Source organism: Sphingomonas kyeonggiensis (assembly GCF_014196745.1).
Taxonomy (GTDB): Bacteria; Pseudomonadota; Alphaproteobacteria; order Sphingomonadales; family Sphingomonadaceae; genus Sphingomonas; species Sphingomonas kyeonggiensis.
This window is the reverse complement of sequence record NZ_JACIEH010000003.1, coordinates 591697-609260: the sequence shown is the minus strand read 5'-3', so window position 1 is coordinate 609260 and position 17564 is coordinate 591697. Positions and strand designations below refer to the sequence as shown.

Genomic DNA, 17564 nt, shown 5'->3' with positions numbered 1-17564 from the left:
GACAGTGCCGCTTTGCGCGGGCGCCGCATCGGTGCATCATGGCTGCGATGCCGCGCCCGGGCGGCAGCTGGTGGGAGACCCTGGGATGTTCAAGGAATTCAAGGCGTTCATTTCGCGCGGCAACGTGCTCGACCTGGCCGTGGCGGTGATCATCGGCGCGGCGTTCAGCAAGATCGTCAGCTCGCTGACCGACGATCTGCTGATGCCGCTGATCGGCAAGGTCTTCGGCGGGCTCGACTTTTCGAGCTACTTCATCGCGCTGGGGCCGATCCCCGCCAACCTGATCGGGTCGACCGACTATGCCGCGCTCAAGAAGGCCGGCGTGCCGTTGTTCGGCTATGGCGCCTTCATCACCGCGGCGGTGAACTTCGTGATCGTCGCCTTCATCATCTTCCTGCTGGTGCGCGCGGTGAACCGCATGCTCCCCAAGGCGGACGAAGCCGCACCGGCCGAGCCGGCCGACGTGACGCTGCTGCGCGAGATCCGCGACGAGCTGAAGAAGAAGGGCAACGCCTGAGCCCAAAGTGAAGGGAGTCGCGGCAAATCGTTTCACTTTGCCCGCGCCTCCCTTTGCCGGCTGAAAACGCGGCGAAGGGCTGGCGGACGTCATGCGACGACCACGCCAGACAAAATCCTACATTGCAAGCAGGCGCGGCGATCAGGCCGCGGCGAGATCCTCGGCCGTGGCATCGGCCAGGCTGGTGCCGTCGAGGATGCGCGCCGTCTCGTCGCGCACGCGCGCCATCGCATGGCGGATGGCGCAGCTCGCCTCGTCCTTGCAGTCGTTGCACGGGCGGTAAGCGGTGCGGCTGACACAGGGGACCAGCGCCAGCGGCCCCTCGATCACCCGGATGATCTCGCCGAGCGAGATGAGGTGCTTGGGCCGCGCCAGGCGGTAGCCGCCGGCCTTGCCGCGGGTCGAGCTGAGGAAGCCGGCTTCGCGCAGGTCGGCGAGGATCAGCTCGAGGAACTTGCGGGGCACGTTCGCCTCGGCCGCGATGCGGTTCATCGGCGTGGGCGCGCCTGCCGCTGGCTGTCCGGCCAGAAAGAGCATCGCGCGAAGGGCGTAGCGGGAACGCTGAGTCAACATCGGTTACAAACGTCCATGCCAAGTGTTTGCGGCACTGTGAAGGCCTTAGGTAATTCCACCTGACCTTTTCATTAATCGATTCCGCCCCTATATGGGGTTCGCTGGCTTCGGTCAGCTATGGGGATAAACGAAGGCGTGCAATAGGCGCAGCGGACCCGGGGGCGGTACCCGGCGGCTCCACCACCAGCTACCTGCTTAAGGCAGTTGCTGACGGGGCCGAACTAGGATCGACGTGTGTTGAAAAGCGCTATCTATCTCTCAGCTTGGGCCACTGTGACGGTCTGAAACACAAGTGCCAACGATAACGAAGCACTCGCTATTGCGGCGTAACCCCACGGCCTAACGGCTTAAGGTTATTCTAAAATGCGCGGTTGGACCCCACCGGGCAACAGAAGGGGAATCCAGCGGTACGGGGAGCACCGGGCAACAGAAGCTCCCCACTTCCCCTTCTACTTAAGCGGAACCCCGCAAGGGCGATCCCGGAGCGGCGATCTCCCGAATGTCGCGCGCGCCCGCGATGCGCTTTTCTGCTGCCATGGACCGGCAAGCTCACAGAATGACCGCGCTGATCGCGTTCGGTGTGATCGCCTCGACGATGGTCGCCGAAGGCGCGCGGCCGCCGCGGCTCCCCCGCAGGGAAGCCACGGCGCCGGTGGCCGGCAGCCGGCGGCGACGCGCCGGCCCCGGTGGAGGACGCCGGCTGGCGCCCTCAGCCTTCCTGCTTCAGTGACGCCATGTCGATGACGAAGCGGTACTTCACGTCGCTCTTCACCATCCGGTCGTAAGCCGTCTCGATCTCGTCCATGCGGATCGTCTCGATGTCCGCGGTCAGCCCATGCTGGTGGCAGAAATCGAGCATCTCCTGCGTCTCGGCGATGCCGCCGATCAGCGAGCCGGCGATCGAGCGGCGCTTGAACACGAGGTTCATCACCGACGGGCTCGGATGTTCGTGCTCGGGAACGCCGACCAGGGTGAGCGTGCCGTCGCGCTTCAGCAGTGCCGTGAAGTCATCGAGATTGTGGCTCGCGGCAACCGTGTTGAGGATGAAGTCGAAGCTGTTCGCATGCGCCGCCATCTCCTCGGCATTGCGCGAGACGACCACTTCATGCGCGCCGAGCTTCCTGGCATCCTCGATCTTGGACGCCGAAGTGGTGAAGGCGACGACATGCGCGCCCATCGCCGCGGCGATCTTGATGCCCATGTGGCCGAGGCCACCGATGCCGACCACGCCGACCTTCTTGCCCGGGCCGGCATTCCAGTGGCGGAGCGGCGAATAGGTGGTGATGCCGGCGCAGAGCAAAGGCGCGACCGCGGCCAGGTCCTTCTCGTCATGGCTGACCTTGAGGACGAAGCCCTCCTTCACGACGATGTGATCGGAATAGCCGCCAAAGGTGTGGCCGCCGAGATGCGCGTCCGGGCCGTTATAGGTGCCGACGAAGCCGGTGGTCTCGCAATATTGCTCCTCGCCGGCATCGCAGGACGGGCAATGGCCGCAGCTGTCGACCATGCAGCCGACACCGACCAGGTCGCCCACCGCGAACTTGGTGACGTCGCCGCCCACCGCGGAAACGCGGCCGACGATCTCGTGGCCGGGGACGCTGGGAAACAGCGTGCCGTCCCATTCGCTGCGCACGGTGTGCAGGTCCGAATGGCAGACGCCGCAGAACAGGATGTCGATCGAGACGTCGTCGGGCAGCAGGTCGCGGCGCTCGAATGTGAAGGGAGCGAGCGGCGTGGTGGCCGACTGGGCGGCATAGGCCTTGGCTTGGGTGGTCATGTTGGTCCCTGTTTGCTTGGAATATTGGGAAGGGGGATCAGCGGCCGACGGTGGACATCAGCTGCTCGGGATAGCGTTCGCCCTCGACATCGATTTCGGCGAGCGCAGCGGCGATGCCGGCAAGGTCCCCGGGGGTGAGCGTCAGCTCGGCGGCACCGAGATTCTCCTCGAGCCGGTGGAGCTTGGTGGTGCCGGGGATCGGCACGATCCAGGGCTTCTGGGCGAGGATCCAGGCAAGCGCGACCTGGGCGGGGGTGCCCTGCTTTTCCGCGGCGATCCGCTTGAGCAGATCGACCAGCGCCTGGTTCTTCGCCAGCGCCTCGGGCGTGAAGCGGGGGAGCTTGGCGCGGAAATCGCCTTCGCCGAACGCAGTGTCCTGGCTCATCGCACCCGTGAGGAAGCCGCGGCCGAGCGGGCTGTACGGCACCAGGCCGATACCCAGCTCCTCGCAGACCTCGAAGATGCCGTTGGTCTCGACGCCACGCGTCCACAGCGAATATTCGTTCTGGATCGCGGTGACCGGCTGGACGGCGTGGGCGCGGCGCGCGGTCTCGGCGCTCGGCTCGGACAGGCCGAAATGCTTGACCTTGCCTTCGGCGATCAGCGCGCCGACCGCACCGGCGACCTCCTCGATCGGCACCGCGGGATCGACCCGGTGCTGGTAGAACAGGTCGATCTGCTCGATGCCGAGCCGCTGGAGCGAGGCATCGGCGACCGCGCGGATATGCTCGGGCCGGCTGTTCAGCCCCGGCTGCTGCACGCCGCCCTCGATGTTGAAGCCGAACTTGGTGGCGATCACCACCTGGTCGCGCACCGGGCGCAGCGCCTCGCCGACCAGCGTCTCGTTCGAGAAGGGGCCATAGACTTCGGCGGTATCGAAGAAGGTCACTCCGCGCTCGACCGCGGCACGCAGCAGCGCACTGCTCTCCGCGCTGCCGAGCTTGCTGCCATAGGCGAAATCGAGGCCCATGCAGCCATAGCCAATGGCCGAGACCTCCAGGCCGCTGCCGAGAATGCGCTTCTGCATCTGATGTCTTCCTGAGATTGGGGATGCCCCGTGCGCAGGAGAGATAAGCCGGATCCGCCGCGCGATTAGTGGCTGTAATCTGAACGGGTTTGTGAGTAATATTCAGCAATGAACCGGCAGGACCTGGCGGATCTCTCCGCCTTTGTCGCGGTGGCGCGCGAGAAGAGCTTCACCCGCGCCGCGGCGCAGCTTGGCGTCACCCCCTCGGCGCTCAGCCATTGCATGCGCGCGCTGGAGGAGCGGCTGGGCGTCCGCCTGCTCAACCGCACCACGCGCAGCGTCACCCCCACCGAGGCAGGCGAGCGGATGCTGCGCTCGGTGGCCTTCCATCTCGACGAGATCGAGACGCATGTCGCCGCGCTCAACGACCTGCGCGAGCGCCCCGCCGGCAATATCCGCATCACCGCCGACGAATTCTCGCTCCAGACGGTGCTGTGGCCCCGGCTGCGCGGCGTGCTGGCCGAGCATCCCGACATCAAGGTGGAGATCGAGGCCGATTACCGGCTGACCGATATCGTCGCCGAGAAGTTCGACGCGGGCGTGCGGCTGGGCGAGAGCATCGACAAGGACATGATCGCCGTGCCGATCGGCCCGCCGGTACGGATGCTGGCGGTGGCGACGCCCGATTATTTCGCCCGGCGCGGGCGCCCACGCGTACCGCACGACCTGGCCGAGCATTGCTGCATCAACCTGCGCCTGCCCACCTATGGCGGGCTCTATGCCTGGGAATTCGAGCGGGCCGGCCGGGCGCAGCGGGTGCGGGTGGAGGGGCAGCTGACCTTCAACACCATCTACCAGTGCCGCGACGCCGCGCTGGACGACTTCGGCATCGCCTATCTGATGGTCGACCTGGTCCGCGAGCATCTGGAGAGCGGCAAGCTCGAGGCGGTGCTCGAGGAATGGTCGCCGCCCTTCGAGGGCTATCACCTCTTCTATCCGAGCCGCCGCCAGCCGACCCCGGCCTTTGCGGCGATCGTCGAGGCGCTGCGCTACCGGGCCTAGCCGCCGGGCACAGTCAGCCGGGCGAGCGCGCCGCCGGGCAGCGCCTCCATCTCGAAGCGGCCGCCGAGCTGGCTCGCCAGGGTGCCGGCGATGTGCAGTCCCAGGCTGGCATGGCGAGTGATGTCGAACGCCTCGCGCAGCCCCTGCCCGTCATCCTCGATCTCGATGGCGAAGCCCGATTCCAGCGCGAGACAGCGGATCGTGACCTGGCCCTCGTCCCGCGCGGCAAAGCCATGCTCGATCGCGTTGGCGACCGCCTCGGCGACGATCAGCGCGACCGGCACCGCCGCGTCGGGCGCGAGCTGGAGCGCGTCCGGGTCCTCGATCGTCACCTCGACCCATTTGCCATTGGCTTCGATCACATTCTCGACCAGCGGGCCGAGCAGCGCCCGCATGTCCTGCGCCCGGCCATCGGAACGATAGAGCTGGCGGCTGATCCGCCCGATCGTCCCGATCCGCCGCACCGCCTCGTCGAGCGCCGCCTGGGCCTCGGGATCCTCGACATGGCGCTTCTGCAGCGCGAGCAGCCCGGCGGCGACCTGGAGATTGTTCGACACGCGGTGCTGCAGCTCGTGGAACAGCAGGGTGCGCGTCTCGGCCAGGCGGTGGTTGCGCTCGCGCTGTTCGACCAGGCTCGCGGTCGCCGCCTGCATCCAGTGGAACAGCAGGAGAATCAGTATGTCGGCGGTGAGGTAGAGCAGCAGCGACGGCGCCATGCCGGGCAGCGGCGCCTCGAACGGATCGCGGATGAACAGCAGCCAGCCGAGTATCCCGCCCAGCACCGCCGAGAGCAGCCCGGCGCGCGCGCCGAACAGGAAGGCGATGACGATCACCGCCGGGAAGAAGGTCGCATAGGGCAGGCCGGGCGGCAGGAAGCGCCCGATCGCGAGCCGGAGCAGCAGCGCAATGCCGGTGATCGCCAGAGTCAGGCCGAGCTGCAGCCATGGCCGCTCCCGGAGGACCGGCAAGCCTTCCAGCCACCGCACATCGCCATGGGCCCGTGTCATCGCCCCAACCCTTGCCTGCCGCCGAGAATAGCGCACCGCGGCCCCTGATGCGCTGATCCAGAACAAGACGGCCAGCCCCTTGTCGCCGACAAGCGGCCCCCGACGCAACGGGAAAGCTCAGAGCAAGGTTAACGTGCCCTCGTTGATCGTCACCTCGGGCTCGACACCGTTCACCATCGCCGAGCCATGCGCGAGCGTGAAGCCCTCCATCGTCACGGCAAGCGTGCCCGGCTCGGCGAGGATGTTGACGCCGGATTCGTTCATCGTGATCCGGATCTCGGCCAGGCTGATCGTCACCCCGCTGCTCGATCCGCTGACCACCACGGGCACCGCCACGGCGGGATCGGTGACGGTCAGGGTGAAGCCGCCTTCGCCCGGCAGGTCGTTGAACAGCAGCTTGCCCGAGCTGGTCTGGATCATCCGCATCGTCGGCAATTCGGCCTCGGCGGGGCGCTCGCCCTCGCGCCAATAGCAGCCGGCCCAGATCGGATAGTCGGGATCGCCGCCCTCGAACTCCACCCACACCGCGGCGCCGACCGGCGGCATCATGTAGAAGCCGACCTGCGACCCGGCATAGGGGACGCAGGGCATCGCCCAGGCACTCGCCACCTCGCCGAGCACCATCGGCACCATCACCTGGAGCCGGCCGAGCATCAGCGGATCCGCATTGTCGACGACGACCCCGCGATATTTTCCCCAGAACTGCTTCATCCCCGCCTCTCCCGCGATACCGGGACAGGATCAGGGGATTCCGCCCGCGGGGCAAGCCATGCGGTTTTGCTCGACAGAAGCGCCCCGCTGCCGATAGCCAAGGCAGCATGCCCCAGCTGGTCAGCCTCGGCTCGGTCCTTTCGTGCAGCTTCGGCACCGTGCCGATGCCGATGATCGTGCCGCCCGAAGTCCCGGTGCTGGCAGACGGGCTGCCGGCCGCGACGATCCGGGATTTCGTGCCGTTCGAGAACATCCCCGCGTTCGGGCTCTGCAGGAGCCTCGCCAATCCCGAGGTCGCAGCGGCGACTGCCGCGGCGCAGGGGGTACTGACCCCGATGCCGTGCGTTCCGGTGACGACTTCGCCCTGGTTCCCGGGCGCCCCCGAAGTGCTGCTCGACGGCGTACCGGCGCTGTGCATGGGCTCGATGTGCCTGTGCGCCTGGCTGGGCGAGATCCGGATCGACGAGCCCGGGCAGGAAAGCGTGATCGCCCGGGGCTAGGCCGTCCGCCACGAAAAAGGGGCCCGGTTTCCCGGACCCCTCTTCATTTCGTCGGTTCTACCGAAGCGATCAGTCGTCGCTGCCGGTGAGGAACGCCGGCAGGCCGATATTCTCGCCGCCCTCGTCCTTCGACTCCGAACGCTCGCGACGCGGGCCACGATCACCGCGGTCGCCACCGCCGCTGCGCGGGCCGCGATCGCCACGGTCACCACCCTCGCGGCGCGGACCACGGTCACGATCGCCACCGCGGCCGCCGCCACCGTCGCGACGACGGTCGCCACGATCACCGCGCGGACCGCGATCGCCACCCTCGCGCGGCTCACGCGCCGGGCGGGTATCTTCCAGCTCTTCGCCGGTCTCCTGATCGACGACGCGCATCGACAGGCGAACCTTGCCGCGCGGATCGATCTCGAGGACCTTGACCTTGACTTCCTGGCCTTCGCTCAGGACGTCCGAGACCTTCTCGACGCGCTCGTTCTTGATCTCCGAGACGTGGACGAGACCGTCCTTGCCGCCCATGAAGTTCACGAAGGCGCCGAAATCGACGAGGTTCACGACCTTGCCGTTGTAGATCTTGCCGACCTCTGCCTCTTCGACGATGCCCTTGATCCAGTTGATCGCGGCTTCGATCTGCGAGACGTCCGACGACGAAACCTTGATCACGCCCTCGTCGTCGATGTCGACCTTGGCGCCGGTGGTGGCGACGATCTCGCGGATCACCTTGCCGCCGGTACCGATCACGTCACGGATCTTGGTCTTGTCGATCGTGAAGGTCTCGATGCGCGGTGCGTGCGCCGACAGCTCCGAGCGGGTCGCCGACAGGGCCTTGTTCATCTCGCCCAGGATGTGGGCGCGACCGTCCTTGGCCTGGTTCAGCGCGGCTTCGAAGATCTCCTTGGTGATGCCGGCGATCTTGATGTCCATCTGCATCGTGGTGATGCCTTCGGACGTGCCCGCCACCTTGAAGTCCATGTCGCCGAGGTGATCTTCGTCACCCAGGATGTCCGACAGGATCGCGAAGTCCTTGCCCTCGAGGATGAGGCCCATGGCGATGCCCGAGACCGGGCGCTTGATCGGCACGCCGGCGTCCATCATCGCGAGCGAACCGCCGCAGACCGACGCCATCGACGACGAGCCGTTCGACTCGGTGATGTCGCTGGTCAGGCGGATCGTGTAGGGGAAGTCTTCCTTCGACGGCAGCACCGGGTGCAGCGCGCGCCAGGCGAGCTTGCCGTGACCGACTTCGCGGCGGCCCGGCGCACCGAAGCGGCCGACTTCGCCGACCGAATAGGGCGGGAAGTTATAGTGCAGCATGAAGTTCTGGTACGACAGGCCACCCAGACCGTCGATCATCTGCTCGGCGTCCTTGGTGCCCAGCGTCGCGGTCGCAATCGTCTGGGTCTCGCCGCGGGTGAACAGGGCCGAGCCGTGCGCACGCGGGAGGAAGTGCGTCTCCGCCTCGATCGGGCGGATCTGCGTGGTGGTGCGGCCGTCGATGCGCTTGCCGTCCTTGAGGATGGCGGTGCGGACGATCTCTGCTTCCAGCTTCTTGGTCAGCTTGATGCCGGCCATGACTTCCTGGGGCGAGAGGCCGTCGGCGGCGAACTGCGCCTTCGCCTTCGCACGCGCTTCGTTGAGCGCGTTCGAGCGGGCCGACTTGTCGGTCAGCTTGTAGGCGGCGGTGATGTCCTTGCCGATCAGCTTCTTGATCGAGGCCTTGAGCTTGGCGTTGTCGTTCGACGACGCGACTTCCCACGGCTCCTTGGCAGCCTGCTCGGCGAGCTTGACGATCGCCTTGACGATCTCGCGGCACGCGTCGTGCGCGAACAGCACGGCGCCGAGCATGATCTCTTCCGAAAGCTCCTTGGCTTCCGATTCGACCATCATCACGGCGTCATAGGTAGCGGCGACGACGAGATCGAGCTCGCCTTCGGCAACCTGGGCGTCGGTCGGGTTCAGGACGTACTCGCCATTGACGTAGCCGACGCGCGCGGCGCCGATCGGGCCCATGAAGGGCACGCCCGAGATGGTGAGCGCTGCCGAAGCGGCGACCATCGCGAGGATGTCCGGCTCGTTCTCGCCGTCATAGCTCAGCACCTGAGCGATGGCGTTGATCTCGTTGTAGAAGCCTTCCGGGAACAGCGGGCGGATCGGGCGGTCGATGAGACGCGAGACCAGGGTCTCCTTCTCGGTGGCGCCGCGCTCACGCTTGAAGAAGCCGCCGGGGATGCGGCCGGCAGCGCTGAACTTTTCCTGATAGTGCACGGTGAGCGGGAAGAAGTCCTGGCCTTCCTTCACGCTCTTCGCGGCCGTCACGGCGCAGAGCACCACGGTCTCGCCGAGGGTCGCGATCACCGCGCCGTCGGCCTGGCGGGCAACCTTGCCCGTTTCGAGAGTCAGCGTCTTGCCGCCCCACTCGATCGATACAGTCTTCTTGTCGAACATTGTTTTTCCTTCACACCCGCTGCCCGATGCAGCGGGGGCCTATGGAGAGAGCCGTACGTGGCTCGTGGGACTGGCCGAATTGCCGATCCCCCGTCTGCTCCGCTGCGTGGGAGCCTGACGCCGGCGTTAGCGTGCCGGGATGACAAAAAGGCGACCCGAAGGCCGCCTTTCCGGTTACTTGCGAAGACCGAGCTTCGCGATCAGGTCGGTGTAGCGACCCTCGTCCTTCTTCTTCAGATAGTCGAGGAGGCTACGACGCTTGTTGACCAGCATGAGCAGGCCGCGGCGCGAATGGTTGTCCTTCGCGTGCGTCTTGAAGTGCTCGGTGAGGTTCGAGATGCGCTCCGAGAGGATCGCGATCTGCACTTCGGGGCTGCCGGTGTCGGTGCCGCCGCGAGCATGTTCCTTGATCAGCGCTTCCTTGCGCTCTGCAGAAATCGACATAGTCTTTCCTTCGACATCGCTTAGATATTGAAGCCGCGGACGACCCGGATTTCACCGGATAGAGCCTCCACCAGCGCGATCGGAATATCCTCCAGGCACGCGAAATATTGGCCGTCTTCCTTGGCGATCCCGGCCAGAACCCGCCCCTGTCGGAGCAGCTCTGCCTGGTCGGGGGTGAGGGATAGAGCCGGGATGTCGTCCAGCCCCGCCCTCAATGGCAGGAGGATTTGTTCAAGGGTGCGGCCCTTAGCGGCTTCGTCCAGTTTGTCCAGCGAAATCGCGGAATCCAGGGTGAAGGGGCCCGCCTTCACCCGGCGCAGCATGGTGACATGGCCGACGGTGCCGAGCGCCTGCGCAATGTCGCGCGCGAGGCTGCGGATGTAGGTGCCCTTGGAGACATGGGCGCGCAGGGTGACCGAGTCCGCATCACTGCCCTCGATCGTCAGCGCGTGGATCGTGACCGATCGGCTGGCCAGCTTCACCTCTTCCCCGGCTCGCGCCAGGTCGTACGCGCGCTCGCCATCGACCTTCAGCGCCGAATAGGCGGGCGGCACCTGCTCGATCGGACCGGTGAAGCGCGGCAGCACCGCCTCGATCTGCGCGAGCGTGGGGCGCACGTCCGACGCGGCGATCTCCTTGCCCTCCAGATCGAGCGTGTCGGTCTCCACGCCGAAGCCGATCGTGAAGTCGTACACCTTGTCGCTGTCGAGCATCCGCCCGGCCAGCTTGGTCGCTTCGCCCAGCGCGATCGGCAGCACGCCGGTCGCCAGCGGATCGAGCGTGCCGCCATGGCCGACCTTGAACTTGCCGTACTTGCCGTCGCGCAGCGCGCGCTTGACCGCGCTCACGCCTTGCGTCGAGCCCAGGCCCAGGGGTTTGTCGAGGATGATCCAGCCGTGCATCCGGCGGCCCCTAGCCGAGGCCGGCCGCCGGAGCCAGCATCAGGCGCCCGACTTGGCCTTCTTCGCCTTTTTGGGCTTCACCGGCGGCGGGCCGCTATGGACGATGCTGGATATCTGGCAGCGCTCGCGCCCGGCGAAGATCGTGTCGCCGCGATCGATCTGCGAGGCGCCCGGAAACGTCTTGAAGCCGACGCCGATCGACCAGGGCAGGTTGTTGCAGCGCGTGAAGAAGGACGCATAGTACCAGTTGCGCCGCGCATCCTGGATATAGACGCCATCACCGCTGTCGGTCGGGGTGAAGGTGCGGATGTCGCTGCGGGTGAAGAACGGGATCGTCGCCTGTTCGCCCGACTTCGGGCCGGGCGTCGGGCCCGATTGCTGGGCCGAGGCAGCATTGGCGAGGAACAGCGCGGGCATTGCGCAGGCGAGAATGGTCTTGCGTAACATGGGTCATCTCCTTCCGGAGAGCGATGTGGGGCACTCCCTTGCCGGCTTGTATAATACTTGGGGCTGTGTCCCGTGAAAATTGAAAATGAAGTCGGCAAACCGGATCACCATTCCGCGTGCCGCCGCATCAACGGACATCCTACGGAGCGATCCACTCGAAGCGAACCCGCCCACTCGGCGCCGGGTACTCCGGCGCCGAGTGGGTGCACCCCTTAGTCCGCCATAGCCTCGTCGAGCGTGCGGGGACTGACGAGGACGAACCGGTTCACGGGATCGGACTGCACCGCATACCAGCGCTGGGTCGCGTCGTCCCCCGTCACGATGGTCCGCTTGCCGTCGAGCTGGTTGACGGTGAGGCTGATCCGCTGGACGCCATCCGGAAGCGGCAATTGCACGGCCTTCGCCCATTCAAGGCCGCCATGACCGACCGGTTCCGTCACGATCCTTTCGACCTGACGCACTTCAGTCCAGGTAATGCGCCCACGCACATTTCCCCTCGCATCGACATAAGCACGGTGCCCAAAGATCTTCGGAGCGCAGTCACCGCTATTCCGAACCACTCCAAAGTACCCGAAGCTAGTGGCCGTCACATTGCGCAGACCTGAGCAACTCGATCGACTGGACTTGTCACAATCGGCACGGATCGACGCCGGATCAATCGACCAGCCAGGCGTCGTATTGAACGGAAAGAGTATCTCACGGTCATCATCGCAATGGCCATTCTCCGCGCGGAAATCCTGGCTGCGGGAGTTCTGCTCCTGGCCAAGCACCTTGCGGATCACCGACAGGTCGTACTTGCCCAGTTCCGGCGGCACGACGAATACGGAGAGCTTATAGGCGCGCGGCTTGGCCTTCGCGCCGAACAGACCCCGCCAGAAACCAGGCTTCTGATAGACCTGCAGCTCTCCGCTCGCGGCCTTCACTTCCGCATCGGCGGACCAGGCACCAGGGCACGAGAATTTGAGCGAGATCTCGGTCTTGGCGAGCGGCTGGCATTGCACGCCCTGCATCTTCAACTGAGGCACCCCCTCCCCAAGCGCGATGCCCGACACCGAGACGACCTGTCGTGCCGCAGGGCCACCTGCCGGCTTCCCCAGGACATAGGTCGGGCCATATTCGATCACGCGCGGCGTCGATTTGCCGAACGGAAGATTGGCCATGGCCGTTCCGACGGTGTTCGTGGTCCGCTGGATGTCCCTCGCGGTCACGCGCTCGAGCTGGCTGAGCTGCGCGATACTGTTGCGGATTCCGAGAAAGGCCTGCTTCTGGCTCTCATTCAGCTGCGCGAAGGTCTTGTCGCGCTGGTCGGCGACCATCGCATTCAGCTGCCCGAGCAGCACCTCGCCCTGCTGCCGGATGCGGAAGCTGTTGTTGCTGACGGCATCATCGGCGTGGTTGATGATATTCTTCACCGACCCTTCGAGCTGGTCGATGATCGAGCCCATCGTGGCTCCGGCTGCGATCTCTGCGAGCTGGGCATGAGCTGTGCCGGGGACCGCCGCAAGGGCGAGTACCGGCGCGACAATAAGGCAACGCATATCGGTCTCCTTCTGGCTGACTGCCGGCTTGCGGCGTCGCGTTTCGTCATCCATCGGAGAGATGCATCGCGTCGGCACGGGCTCCCTACGCAGCCTGATCCGACGGAGTCCCCCTTCCGGGCAAACCGACGGGCGTCGGCCTTGCAGGAGGATCTGTGCGTCGTAACCAAAATGGTTTCGGTGCTGGCTTGCACGCGACGAAGGTGATTTTTATCACCTGGAGAGGGGAAGCCGCCGCGTCACGACGCGAACCGTGGGGGGCCAAGGCTCGGCAATGGCAAGTGATGGCCCACCAGGCGCTGACGATGGACCTCCGGCAGCCCTGCTCGACAGGGTTCTCTCGAGAGCCAGGACGATGCGCGTCAAAGCGGGCCAGATCGTCGTCGGCCACAGCAGTTTGGCAAACGATGTCTATTTCATCCTGAGCGGCGGCTTCGAAGTCTCCATCACGGCGCGAGACGGTGCGGATGTGGTCGTTCGCGACCTGGGGCCCGGTGCCATTTTCGGGGACCTCTCGGCGCTCGACCGGCAACCTCGATCGGCCAATGTCATTGCGACCTCGGATAGCAAGCTCGCAAGCATACCGGCCGAAATCTTCCTCGCGGCCGTCTCCGAGATTCCCGAGGCAAGCAGCTGGTTCATGAACCGTCTAGGCAGAGAGGTGCGGCGCCTGACCGACAAGATCTTCGAGCTGAGCGCGCTCGCCGCGCGTGGTCGCCTCCACTGCGAATTGCTGCGCCTGGCAGGCACGGCTCCGCGCACAGGAGATCGCGTTCAACTCGAGCCCGCGCCCACGCACGAAGCGCTTGCGCAGCGCATAGGAAGTCAGCGCGAGGCGGTCTCACGTGAACTTGCGCAACTGAGCGACGCAGGCGTGCTACGGCGCGGCCGCAAGTGGATCGAACTCGATATCGCCCGGCTCACGAAGCTGGTCGAGGTCGAGCTGGGCTATCCCTTGTCTCTGGCGACGCGACTGGACACGCCTGCGCAGCCCCCCGTTTAGGGCGTCTCATCATCTTCCACGGGAACCTGATCGTCCCGGAGCACGGCCCGCAAATTCTTGAGAAATTTATCCAGCAGCGGGTCAGCGAACTTGGCCGGCACTTCGGTGTAGACGCGGTGAAACGCCGTGAGCACCTCGTGCTTGAAGACGTGCATCGTTGCCACTTGCCTAGGCGTCATCTGTTTTATGACGGGGCTGGCGCAAAGCATCCTCGACACTTGATCCGAGATGCGCGCACGAAAGAGGTATTCGCGTTTATCCATGGATTCCCCCATTGCTCTCAAAGCTCGCCGATAATAACATGGTTAATACGGCGGGAGCGAATGCGATGAGCACGGTTTCGGATGGAATCTATACTTACAAGTTCAGCGGATTCTCCCAGGACGCTGCTTTGCTCGGGAATTTCCTCGTGGGACTGGGGTGGCTCGAAGTCACGAAGGGGCAAGTAAACGGCCATCATCATTCGACCCATGTGCGGATGAGCGGCGGTGCAGAGCCCCCCAAGCACTGGCAGTTCGCAGTGACCGGCAGCTTCAGCCCCGGCACCACCGGCCAGATTGGATCCGCCAGTCTGAAATTCGTTCAGGAGGGCGTCGCGGCCGACGACGCCCAGATACTGCGAAGCGACTTCGCGTTCGTCAGGGCGGCCGCACTGGATCGCTACTGGCTGATATCAAAGGCTGACGCCGAGGTTCAAACCGGAGGGTCGACGAGAGAGACCGCCATGGAAGTGGTCGAAGGAGAGCTTGTCCGCATTTCCTGATCACTCAAACCCAGGCGCCCGACGAGCGGCCGCATCCGATTGAGGAACCAGGGCGCATGCATCGCGCGAGCCAGCGCCAGCCCCTCCCCCAATGCGTTCCGCGCCTCCTCCTCCAGACCCTGCCCGAGCAGGGCGAGCGCACGAACACGCAGCGCTTCCGGGCGGTAGAACAGCTCGTCCGGATTGATCCCGAGCGCCGAGCGAGTGGCCTCGATCGCGGCATCGAGATCTCCGCCCAACAATGCCGCCTCGCCAAACCAGGTGAGATAGAGCGTCTGGGCATTTCGTGCATGCGCTTCCGCCATGCCCTGCAGGCCCTGGCGCAGCAAGACCATGCCGGATGCCACATCGCCATAGCCTGCGCGGGCCCGGCCAAGCACGATGCTGGCGGTCGCCGCAAACTGAGGAAAGCCGAGCGTGCCGGCCAGGCGCAACGCTGTTTCGCCAAGCCCCGCCGCTCGCCTGTCGGCGCCGAGCAGGATTTCCACCATCGCCACCATATACGCAGCGAAGCATCGATCGTACGGGCTTGGCTGACGTCGAGATGCCCGTAGCGCATGGGCACAGCGCCGCCGCGCCGCGACGCTGTCGCCGAGGAGCACCGCGACCAGGGCTGCGTTTCCGAAGGTCTGCGGGATCGCGCCGGCGCGCGCCAAAAAGGGCTCGGCGTCGAAGAAGCCTTGCCCCGAGACAAAGCTCGCCTCGGCGCCGATCAGATCGCCAACGCGATAGCGCGTGGTCATTTCGACCATATGCCCGGCAGCAAGCGCATCAGCGCCACCGTGAAGACGGGCAAGGGACATGCATTCGGCCGCGATGGTCTGGGCCTTTCGATAGTCTCCCGCGCTCGAGGCAGCCATCCACTGCCCCGCCACGCCCAACATCGACTGATAGATTTCACCAACTCGCCTGGCAGTCCGTTGTGCCTCGGCAGCAGCGGCACGCGTCGCGGGGGAAGAATAACCGGTAGTGATCTGGAGCGCCTCGGCGTGAAGGTTCCGCGTTTTCAGTTCGAGTTGAATATCCTGACGTTCCAGTGGAACCTGACGCAGGAGCGCGAGGCACCATTCCGTCAGATGGCGCACCTCGGGCCACGCGCGTCGCTCCCGCGCGGCAGCGACGGCGCGATCCAGGGCCCGAAGCGCCCTATCCCCTTCTCCCGCCCTTTCCCAGAATTCCGCCAGCACGGCATCCGGAACACCCTCCGGATCATCCTCAAGGATATCGGCGGCGTCACGGTGAAGCGCCCGACTGTCGTCGGCCAATAGGGTCTCCAGCGCGGCTTCACGAAACAGCGCATGGGTGAAACGCAGTGTAGGCGGCGATCCGGAGATGGTCGCCACCCGTTCGCGCTCGAGCGCCGTCAGGCCGGCGGCCAAATCCACGCCCCTGCGTCCCGCCAGCGCGGAGATGGTGGAAACAGGCGCTTCCACACCCAGGACGGCGGCGCATTGGGCCAGCGCCATCGAGGGGCCCAGGGCAGTCAGGCGGGCGAGCAATAGTCCAGCCAGGGTCTCGGGAACCGAGCGAACATCCGGCCGCCGGCCCGCATCAGACAGAAGCCGCACCAACTCTCGCGCAAAAAGCGGAACGCCTCCGGACCGAAGGATGACATGTTGCACATCGTTCGCGGACAGCCCCCCACGCGCCAGCCCGCCGACGAGCTCGGCCGTCTGGTCTGGACCGAGTGGCTCCAGCGGAATTCGCTGCCAGCCCGCCCCTGGCGCCCCTCCCGTTTCCAGGCGAGACGTTGCGACAATCAGGACAGGTCGCTCGACAACTTCGAGGACCATCGCGTCGAGCACCTCGCGCGACGAGGGGTCAGCCCAGTGCAAGTCCTCCAGAATGAGGATCGCAGGCCCGCCAATCGAATCGACTATGGTCCGCGCGATCACATTGTCCCGCGCGGCCTCTTCGCCCTCCGCGTTCCAATGCGGTGGGAGCAAGTCGCCGGAATGATCCCGGGAGAGCTGTTCGAGGAGACGCGAGATCAGACCGAGCGGCGCCTGCGTCCGCAACGAGTCTGCCGCGACCACATGGGCATGGACCTCGGGAAGAAGGTGGCTTGCAAGCTCTGCCACCAGCCGTGTCTTGCCGACCCCGGCCTGTCCTTCGATCAGGCACGCCCCGCCATGGCCTTCACGGGCCGCTTGCCAGGCGGCAACGAGCCGGGCCTGCTCGTCTTCCCGCCCGATGATCGGCCCCTCCGGCGCGCCACCGCCATCTGTGACGCGACCGGAACGCTTCCGGCCCAACACCTCCCAGCCATGGCTGAGCTCGGGAAAGCCCTTCAGCACAAGAGGTGGCGATCGCTTGAACGAAAAGCATGCACCTGTCCGCTCGGCCACGCCCTGCGCCACAAGGATATGGCCTGGCTGCGCAGCCGCCTGAAGGCGCGCCGCCAGGTTGGCGGCATCGCCGAACACCGGCACCTCGCGAGCCTCCGCGGAGCCAATCGCCGCCCCCAGTATCACGCTTCCACTTGCGATCCCGGAGCGTGCACTTACCAAGTCGCCGAGTCTCGGGCAGCCATCCCGTATTGCCAGCGCCGCCGAGACGGCACGTTGCGCATCGTCTTCGCGGACCTGCGGAAAGCCGAAATAGGCAAGCACGCCATCGCCCATGAAGCGGGCGACATGCCCCCCGGCGTTGGAAATGCTCACCGCACAATGTTCGAGGAACGCGCTCAGCAACCGATGACAAGCTTCCGGATCCATGGACCGAGCCAGTTCGGTGGAGCCTGCAAGGTCCACGAATAATACCGTGATGTCGCGGCGTTGCGCACCATCAGCCGATACTTGTCGCAGCGACTCGTTTTGCATCTGAACCCCCGACCCGTTATTGACCTACGGATCTGGGTTCGCGTCAAGGACTAGGCGAGGAAAGACAAGCCTTCTCGCCCGGGACA

Annotated in this window: 18 protein-coding genes and 1 other RNA gene; 7 read left to right on the top strand and 12 right to left on the bottom strand. The window is 65.6% G+C overall.

Annotated features, from left to right (window positions below; translation table 11 throughout):
• Positions 1-85: 85 nt before the first annotated feature.
• Positions 86-517, top strand: coding sequence for a large conductance mechanosensitive channel protein MscL (gene mscL / locus GGR46_RS18080; protein ID WP_183999404.1), 432 nt, complete (start codon positions 86-88; stop codon positions 515-517).
• Positions 518-658: 141 nt separating this feature from the next.
• On the opposite strand, the gene GGR46_RS18075 is transcribed toward mscL, so the two are convergent.
• Entirely contained in the window at positions 659-1090 is a 432-nt protein-coding gene (locus tag GGR46_RS18075; RefSeq protein WP_183999403.1) for an RrF2 family transcriptional regulator, read from the bottom strand.
• A 61-nt stretch (positions 1091-1151) separates the two neighbouring features.
• On the opposite strand from GGR46_RS18075, the gene ssrA reads away from it, so the two are divergent.
• Both ssrA and GGR46_RS18065 read left to right on the top strand, forming a co-directional pair.
• Positions 1152-1494: a transfer-messenger RNA gene (ssrA, locus tag GGR46_RS18070) on the top strand.
• Positions 1495-1646: 152 nt separating this feature from the next.
• Positions 1647-1820, top strand: a complete 174-nt coding sequence (locus GGR46_RS18065) for a hypothetical protein (protein ID WP_183999402.1) — start codon at positions 1647-1649, stop codon at positions 1818-1820.
• On the opposite strand, the gene GGR46_RS18060 is transcribed toward GGR46_RS18065, so the two are convergent.
• Together GGR46_RS18060 and GGR46_RS18055 are read right to left on the bottom strand one after the other, a co-directional pair.
• Positions 1800-2867: an NAD(P)-dependent alcohol dehydrogenase gene (locus GGR46_RS18060; protein ID WP_183999401.1), complete on the bottom strand. Its 1068-nt coding sequence runs from the start codon at positions 2865-2867 to the stop codon at positions 1800-1802. The genes GGR46_RS18065 and GGR46_RS18060 overlap by 21 nt on opposite strands.
• A gap of 37 nt (positions 2868-2904) precedes the next feature.
• Entirely contained in the window at positions 2905-3894 is a 990-nt protein-coding gene (locus GGR46_RS18055; RefSeq protein ID WP_183999400.1) for an aldo/keto reductase, read from the bottom strand.
• A gap of 108 nt (positions 3895-4002) precedes the next feature.
• On the opposite strand from GGR46_RS18055, the gene GGR46_RS18050 reads away from it, so the two are divergent.
• Positions 4003-4896, top strand: a complete 894-nt coding sequence (locus tag GGR46_RS18050; RefSeq protein ID WP_183999399.1) for a LysR family transcriptional regulator — start codon at positions 4003-4005, stop codon at positions 4894-4896.
• Here GGR46_RS18050 and GGR46_RS18045 read toward each other — a convergent pair.
• Positions 4893-5903 carry a sensor histidine kinase gene (locus GGR46_RS18045; RefSeq protein WP_183999398.1) on the bottom strand — a complete coding sequence of 337 codons (1011 nt, stop codon included), beginning with the start codon at positions 5901-5903 and terminating at the stop codon, positions 4893-4895. The two genes, GGR46_RS18050 and GGR46_RS18045, sit on opposite strands and share 4 nt — an antisense overlap.
• A gap of 117 nt (positions 5904-6020) precedes the next feature.
• Positions 6021-6614 carry a phage baseplate assembly protein V gene (locus GGR46_RS18040; protein WP_183999397.1) on the bottom strand — a complete coding sequence of 198 codons (594 nt, stop codon included), beginning with the start codon at positions 6612-6614 and terminating at the stop codon, positions 6021-6023.
• Positions 6615-6721: 107 nt separating this feature from the next.
• On the opposite strand from GGR46_RS18040, the gene GGR46_RS18035 reads away from it, so the two are divergent.
• Positions 6722-7114 (top strand): DUF4280 domain-containing protein, encoded by a 393-nt coding sequence (locus GGR46_RS18035; RefSeq protein ID WP_183999396.1) that lies wholly within the window; start codon positions 6722-6724, stop codon positions 7112-7114.
• A 69-nt stretch (positions 7115-7183) separates the two neighbouring features.
• Here GGR46_RS18035 and pnp read toward each other — a convergent pair whose 3' ends face one another.
• From pnp to GGR46_RS18010, 5 genes are all read right to left on the bottom strand, one after another.
• Positions 7184-9559 carry a polyribonucleotide nucleotidyltransferase gene (gene pnp / locus GGR46_RS18030; protein WP_183999395.1) on the bottom strand — a complete coding sequence of 792 codons (2376 nt, stop codon included), beginning with the start codon at positions 9557-9559 and terminating at the stop codon, positions 7184-7186.
• A 174-nt stretch (positions 9560-9733) separates the two neighbouring features.
• Entirely contained in the window at positions 9734-10003 is a 270-nt protein-coding gene (gene rpsO / locus GGR46_RS18025; RefSeq protein ID WP_183999394.1) for a 30S ribosomal protein S15, read from the bottom strand.
• 20 nt (positions 10004-10023) lie between these two features.
• Entirely contained in the window at positions 10024-10905 is an 882-nt protein-coding gene (truB, locus tag GGR46_RS18020; protein ID WP_183999393.1) for a tRNA pseudouridine(55) synthase TruB, read from the bottom strand.
• A 39-nt stretch (positions 10906-10944) separates the two neighbouring features.
• Positions 10945-11352 carry a DUF6491 family protein gene (locus tag GGR46_RS18015; protein ID WP_183999392.1) on the bottom strand — a complete coding sequence of 136 codons (408 nt, stop codon included), beginning with the start codon at positions 11350-11352 and terminating at the stop codon, positions 10945-10947.
• Between the two features lie 212 nt (positions 11353-11564).
• Positions 11565-12944, bottom strand: coding sequence for a hypothetical protein (locus tag GGR46_RS18010; protein WP_183999391.1), 1380 nt, complete (start codon positions 12942-12944; stop codon positions 11565-11567).
• A gap of 301 nt (positions 12945-13245) precedes the next feature.
• Between GGR46_RS18010 and GGR46_RS18005 the strand changes: the two genes are divergently transcribed.
• Positions 13246-13893: a Crp/Fnr family transcriptional regulator gene (locus GGR46_RS18005; protein ID WP_183999390.1), complete on the top strand. Its 648-nt coding sequence runs from the start codon at positions 13246-13248 to the stop codon at positions 13891-13893.
• Here the strand turns inward: GGR46_RS18005 and GGR46_RS18000 are convergent.
• Positions 13890-14156 carry a hypothetical protein gene (locus GGR46_RS18000; protein ID WP_183999389.1) on the bottom strand — a complete coding sequence of 89 codons (267 nt, stop codon included), beginning with the start codon at positions 14154-14156 and terminating at the stop codon, positions 13890-13892. The genes GGR46_RS18005 and GGR46_RS18000 overlap by 4 nt on opposite strands.
• A 65-nt stretch (positions 14157-14221) precedes the next feature.
• On the opposite strand from GGR46_RS18000, the gene GGR46_RS17995 reads away from it, so the two are divergent.
• Positions 14222-14656, top strand: coding sequence for a hypothetical protein (locus GGR46_RS17995; protein ID WP_183999388.1), 435 nt, complete (start codon positions 14222-14224; stop codon positions 14654-14656).
• Here GGR46_RS17995 and GGR46_RS17990 read toward each other — a convergent pair.
• On the bottom strand, positions 14587-17478 hold the full coding sequence (locus tag GGR46_RS17990; RefSeq protein ID WP_183999387.1) for an AAA family ATPase: 2892 nt from the start codon (positions 17476-17478) through the stop codon (positions 14587-14589). The genes GGR46_RS17995 and GGR46_RS17990 overlap by 70 nt on opposite strands.
• Positions 17479-17564: the final 86 nt, after the last annotated feature.

What these genes read in the sequence shown, in the direction of transcription:
- GGR46_RS18055 (WP_183999400.1), bottom strand. Translation starts at nt 3,894, where the DNA reads ATGCAGAAGCGCATTCTCGGCAGCGGCCTGGAGGTCTCGGCCATTGGC.
- GGR46_RS17995 (WP_183999388.1), top strand. Translation starts at nt 14,222, where the DNA reads ATGAGCACGGTTTCGGATGGAATCTATACTTACAAGTTCAGCGGATTC.
- GGR46_RS18045 (WP_183999398.1), bottom strand. Translation starts at nt 5,903, where the DNA reads ATGACACGGGCCCATGGCGATGTGCGGTGGCTGGAAGGCTTGCCGGTC.
- GGR46_RS18050 (WP_183999399.1), top strand. Translation starts at nt 4,003, where the DNA reads ATGAACCGGCAGGACCTGGCGGATCTCTCCGCCTTTGTCGCGGTGGCG.
- GGR46_RS18060 (WP_183999401.1), bottom strand. Translation starts at nt 2,867, where the DNA reads ATGACCACCCAAGCCAAGGCCTATGCCGCCCAGTCGGCCACCACGCCG.
- pnp (WP_183999395.1), bottom strand. Translation starts at nt 9,559, where the DNA reads ATGTTCGACAAGAAGACTGTATCGATCGAGTGGGGCGGCAAGACGCTG.
- truB (WP_183999393.1), bottom strand. Translation starts at nt 10,905, where the DNA reads ATGCACGGCTGGATCATCCTCGACAAACCCCTGGGCCTGGGCTCGACG.
- mscL (WP_183999404.1), top strand. Translation starts at nt 86, where the DNA reads ATGTTCAAGGAATTCAAGGCGTTCATTTCGCGCGGCAACGTGCTCGAC.
- GGR46_RS18000 (WP_183999389.1), bottom strand. Translation starts at nt 14,156, where the DNA reads ATGGATAAACGCGAATACCTCTTTCGTGCGCGCATCTCGGATCAAGTG.
- GGR46_RS18015 (WP_183999392.1), bottom strand. Translation starts at nt 11,352, where the DNA reads ATGTTACGCAAGACCATTCTCGCCTGCGCAATGCCCGCGCTGTTCCTC.
- GGR46_RS18010 (WP_183999391.1), bottom strand. Translation starts at nt 12,944, where the DNA reads ATGGATGACGAAACGCGACGCCGCAAGCCGGCAGTCAGCCAGAAGGAG.
- GGR46_RS17990 (WP_183999387.1), bottom strand. Translation starts at nt 17,478, where the DNA reads ATGCAAAACGAGTCGCTGCGACAAGTATCGGCTGATGGTGCGCAACGC.
- GGR46_RS18065 (WP_183999402.1), top strand. Translation starts at nt 1,647, where the DNA reads ATGACCGCGCTGATCGCGTTCGGTGTGATCGCCTCGACGATGGTCGCC.
- GGR46_RS18040 (WP_183999397.1), bottom strand. Translation starts at nt 6,614, where the DNA reads ATGAAGCAGTTCTGGGGAAAATATCGCGGGGTCGTCGTCGACAATGCG.
- GGR46_RS18005 (WP_183999390.1), top strand. Translation starts at nt 13,246, where the DNA reads ATGCGCGTCAAAGCGGGCCAGATCGTCGTCGGCCACAGCAGTTTGGCA.
- rpsO (WP_183999394.1), bottom strand. Translation starts at nt 10,003, where the DNA reads ATGTCGATTTCTGCAGAGCGCAAGGAAGCGCTGATCAAGGAACATGCT.
- GGR46_RS18075 (WP_183999403.1), bottom strand. Translation starts at nt 1,090, where the DNA reads ATGTTGACTCAGCGTTCCCGCTACGCCCTTCGCGCGATGCTCTTTCTG.
- GGR46_RS18035 (WP_183999396.1), top strand. Translation starts at nt 6,722, where the DNA reads ATGCCCCAGCTGGTCAGCCTCGGCTCGGTCCTTTCGTGCAGCTTCGGC.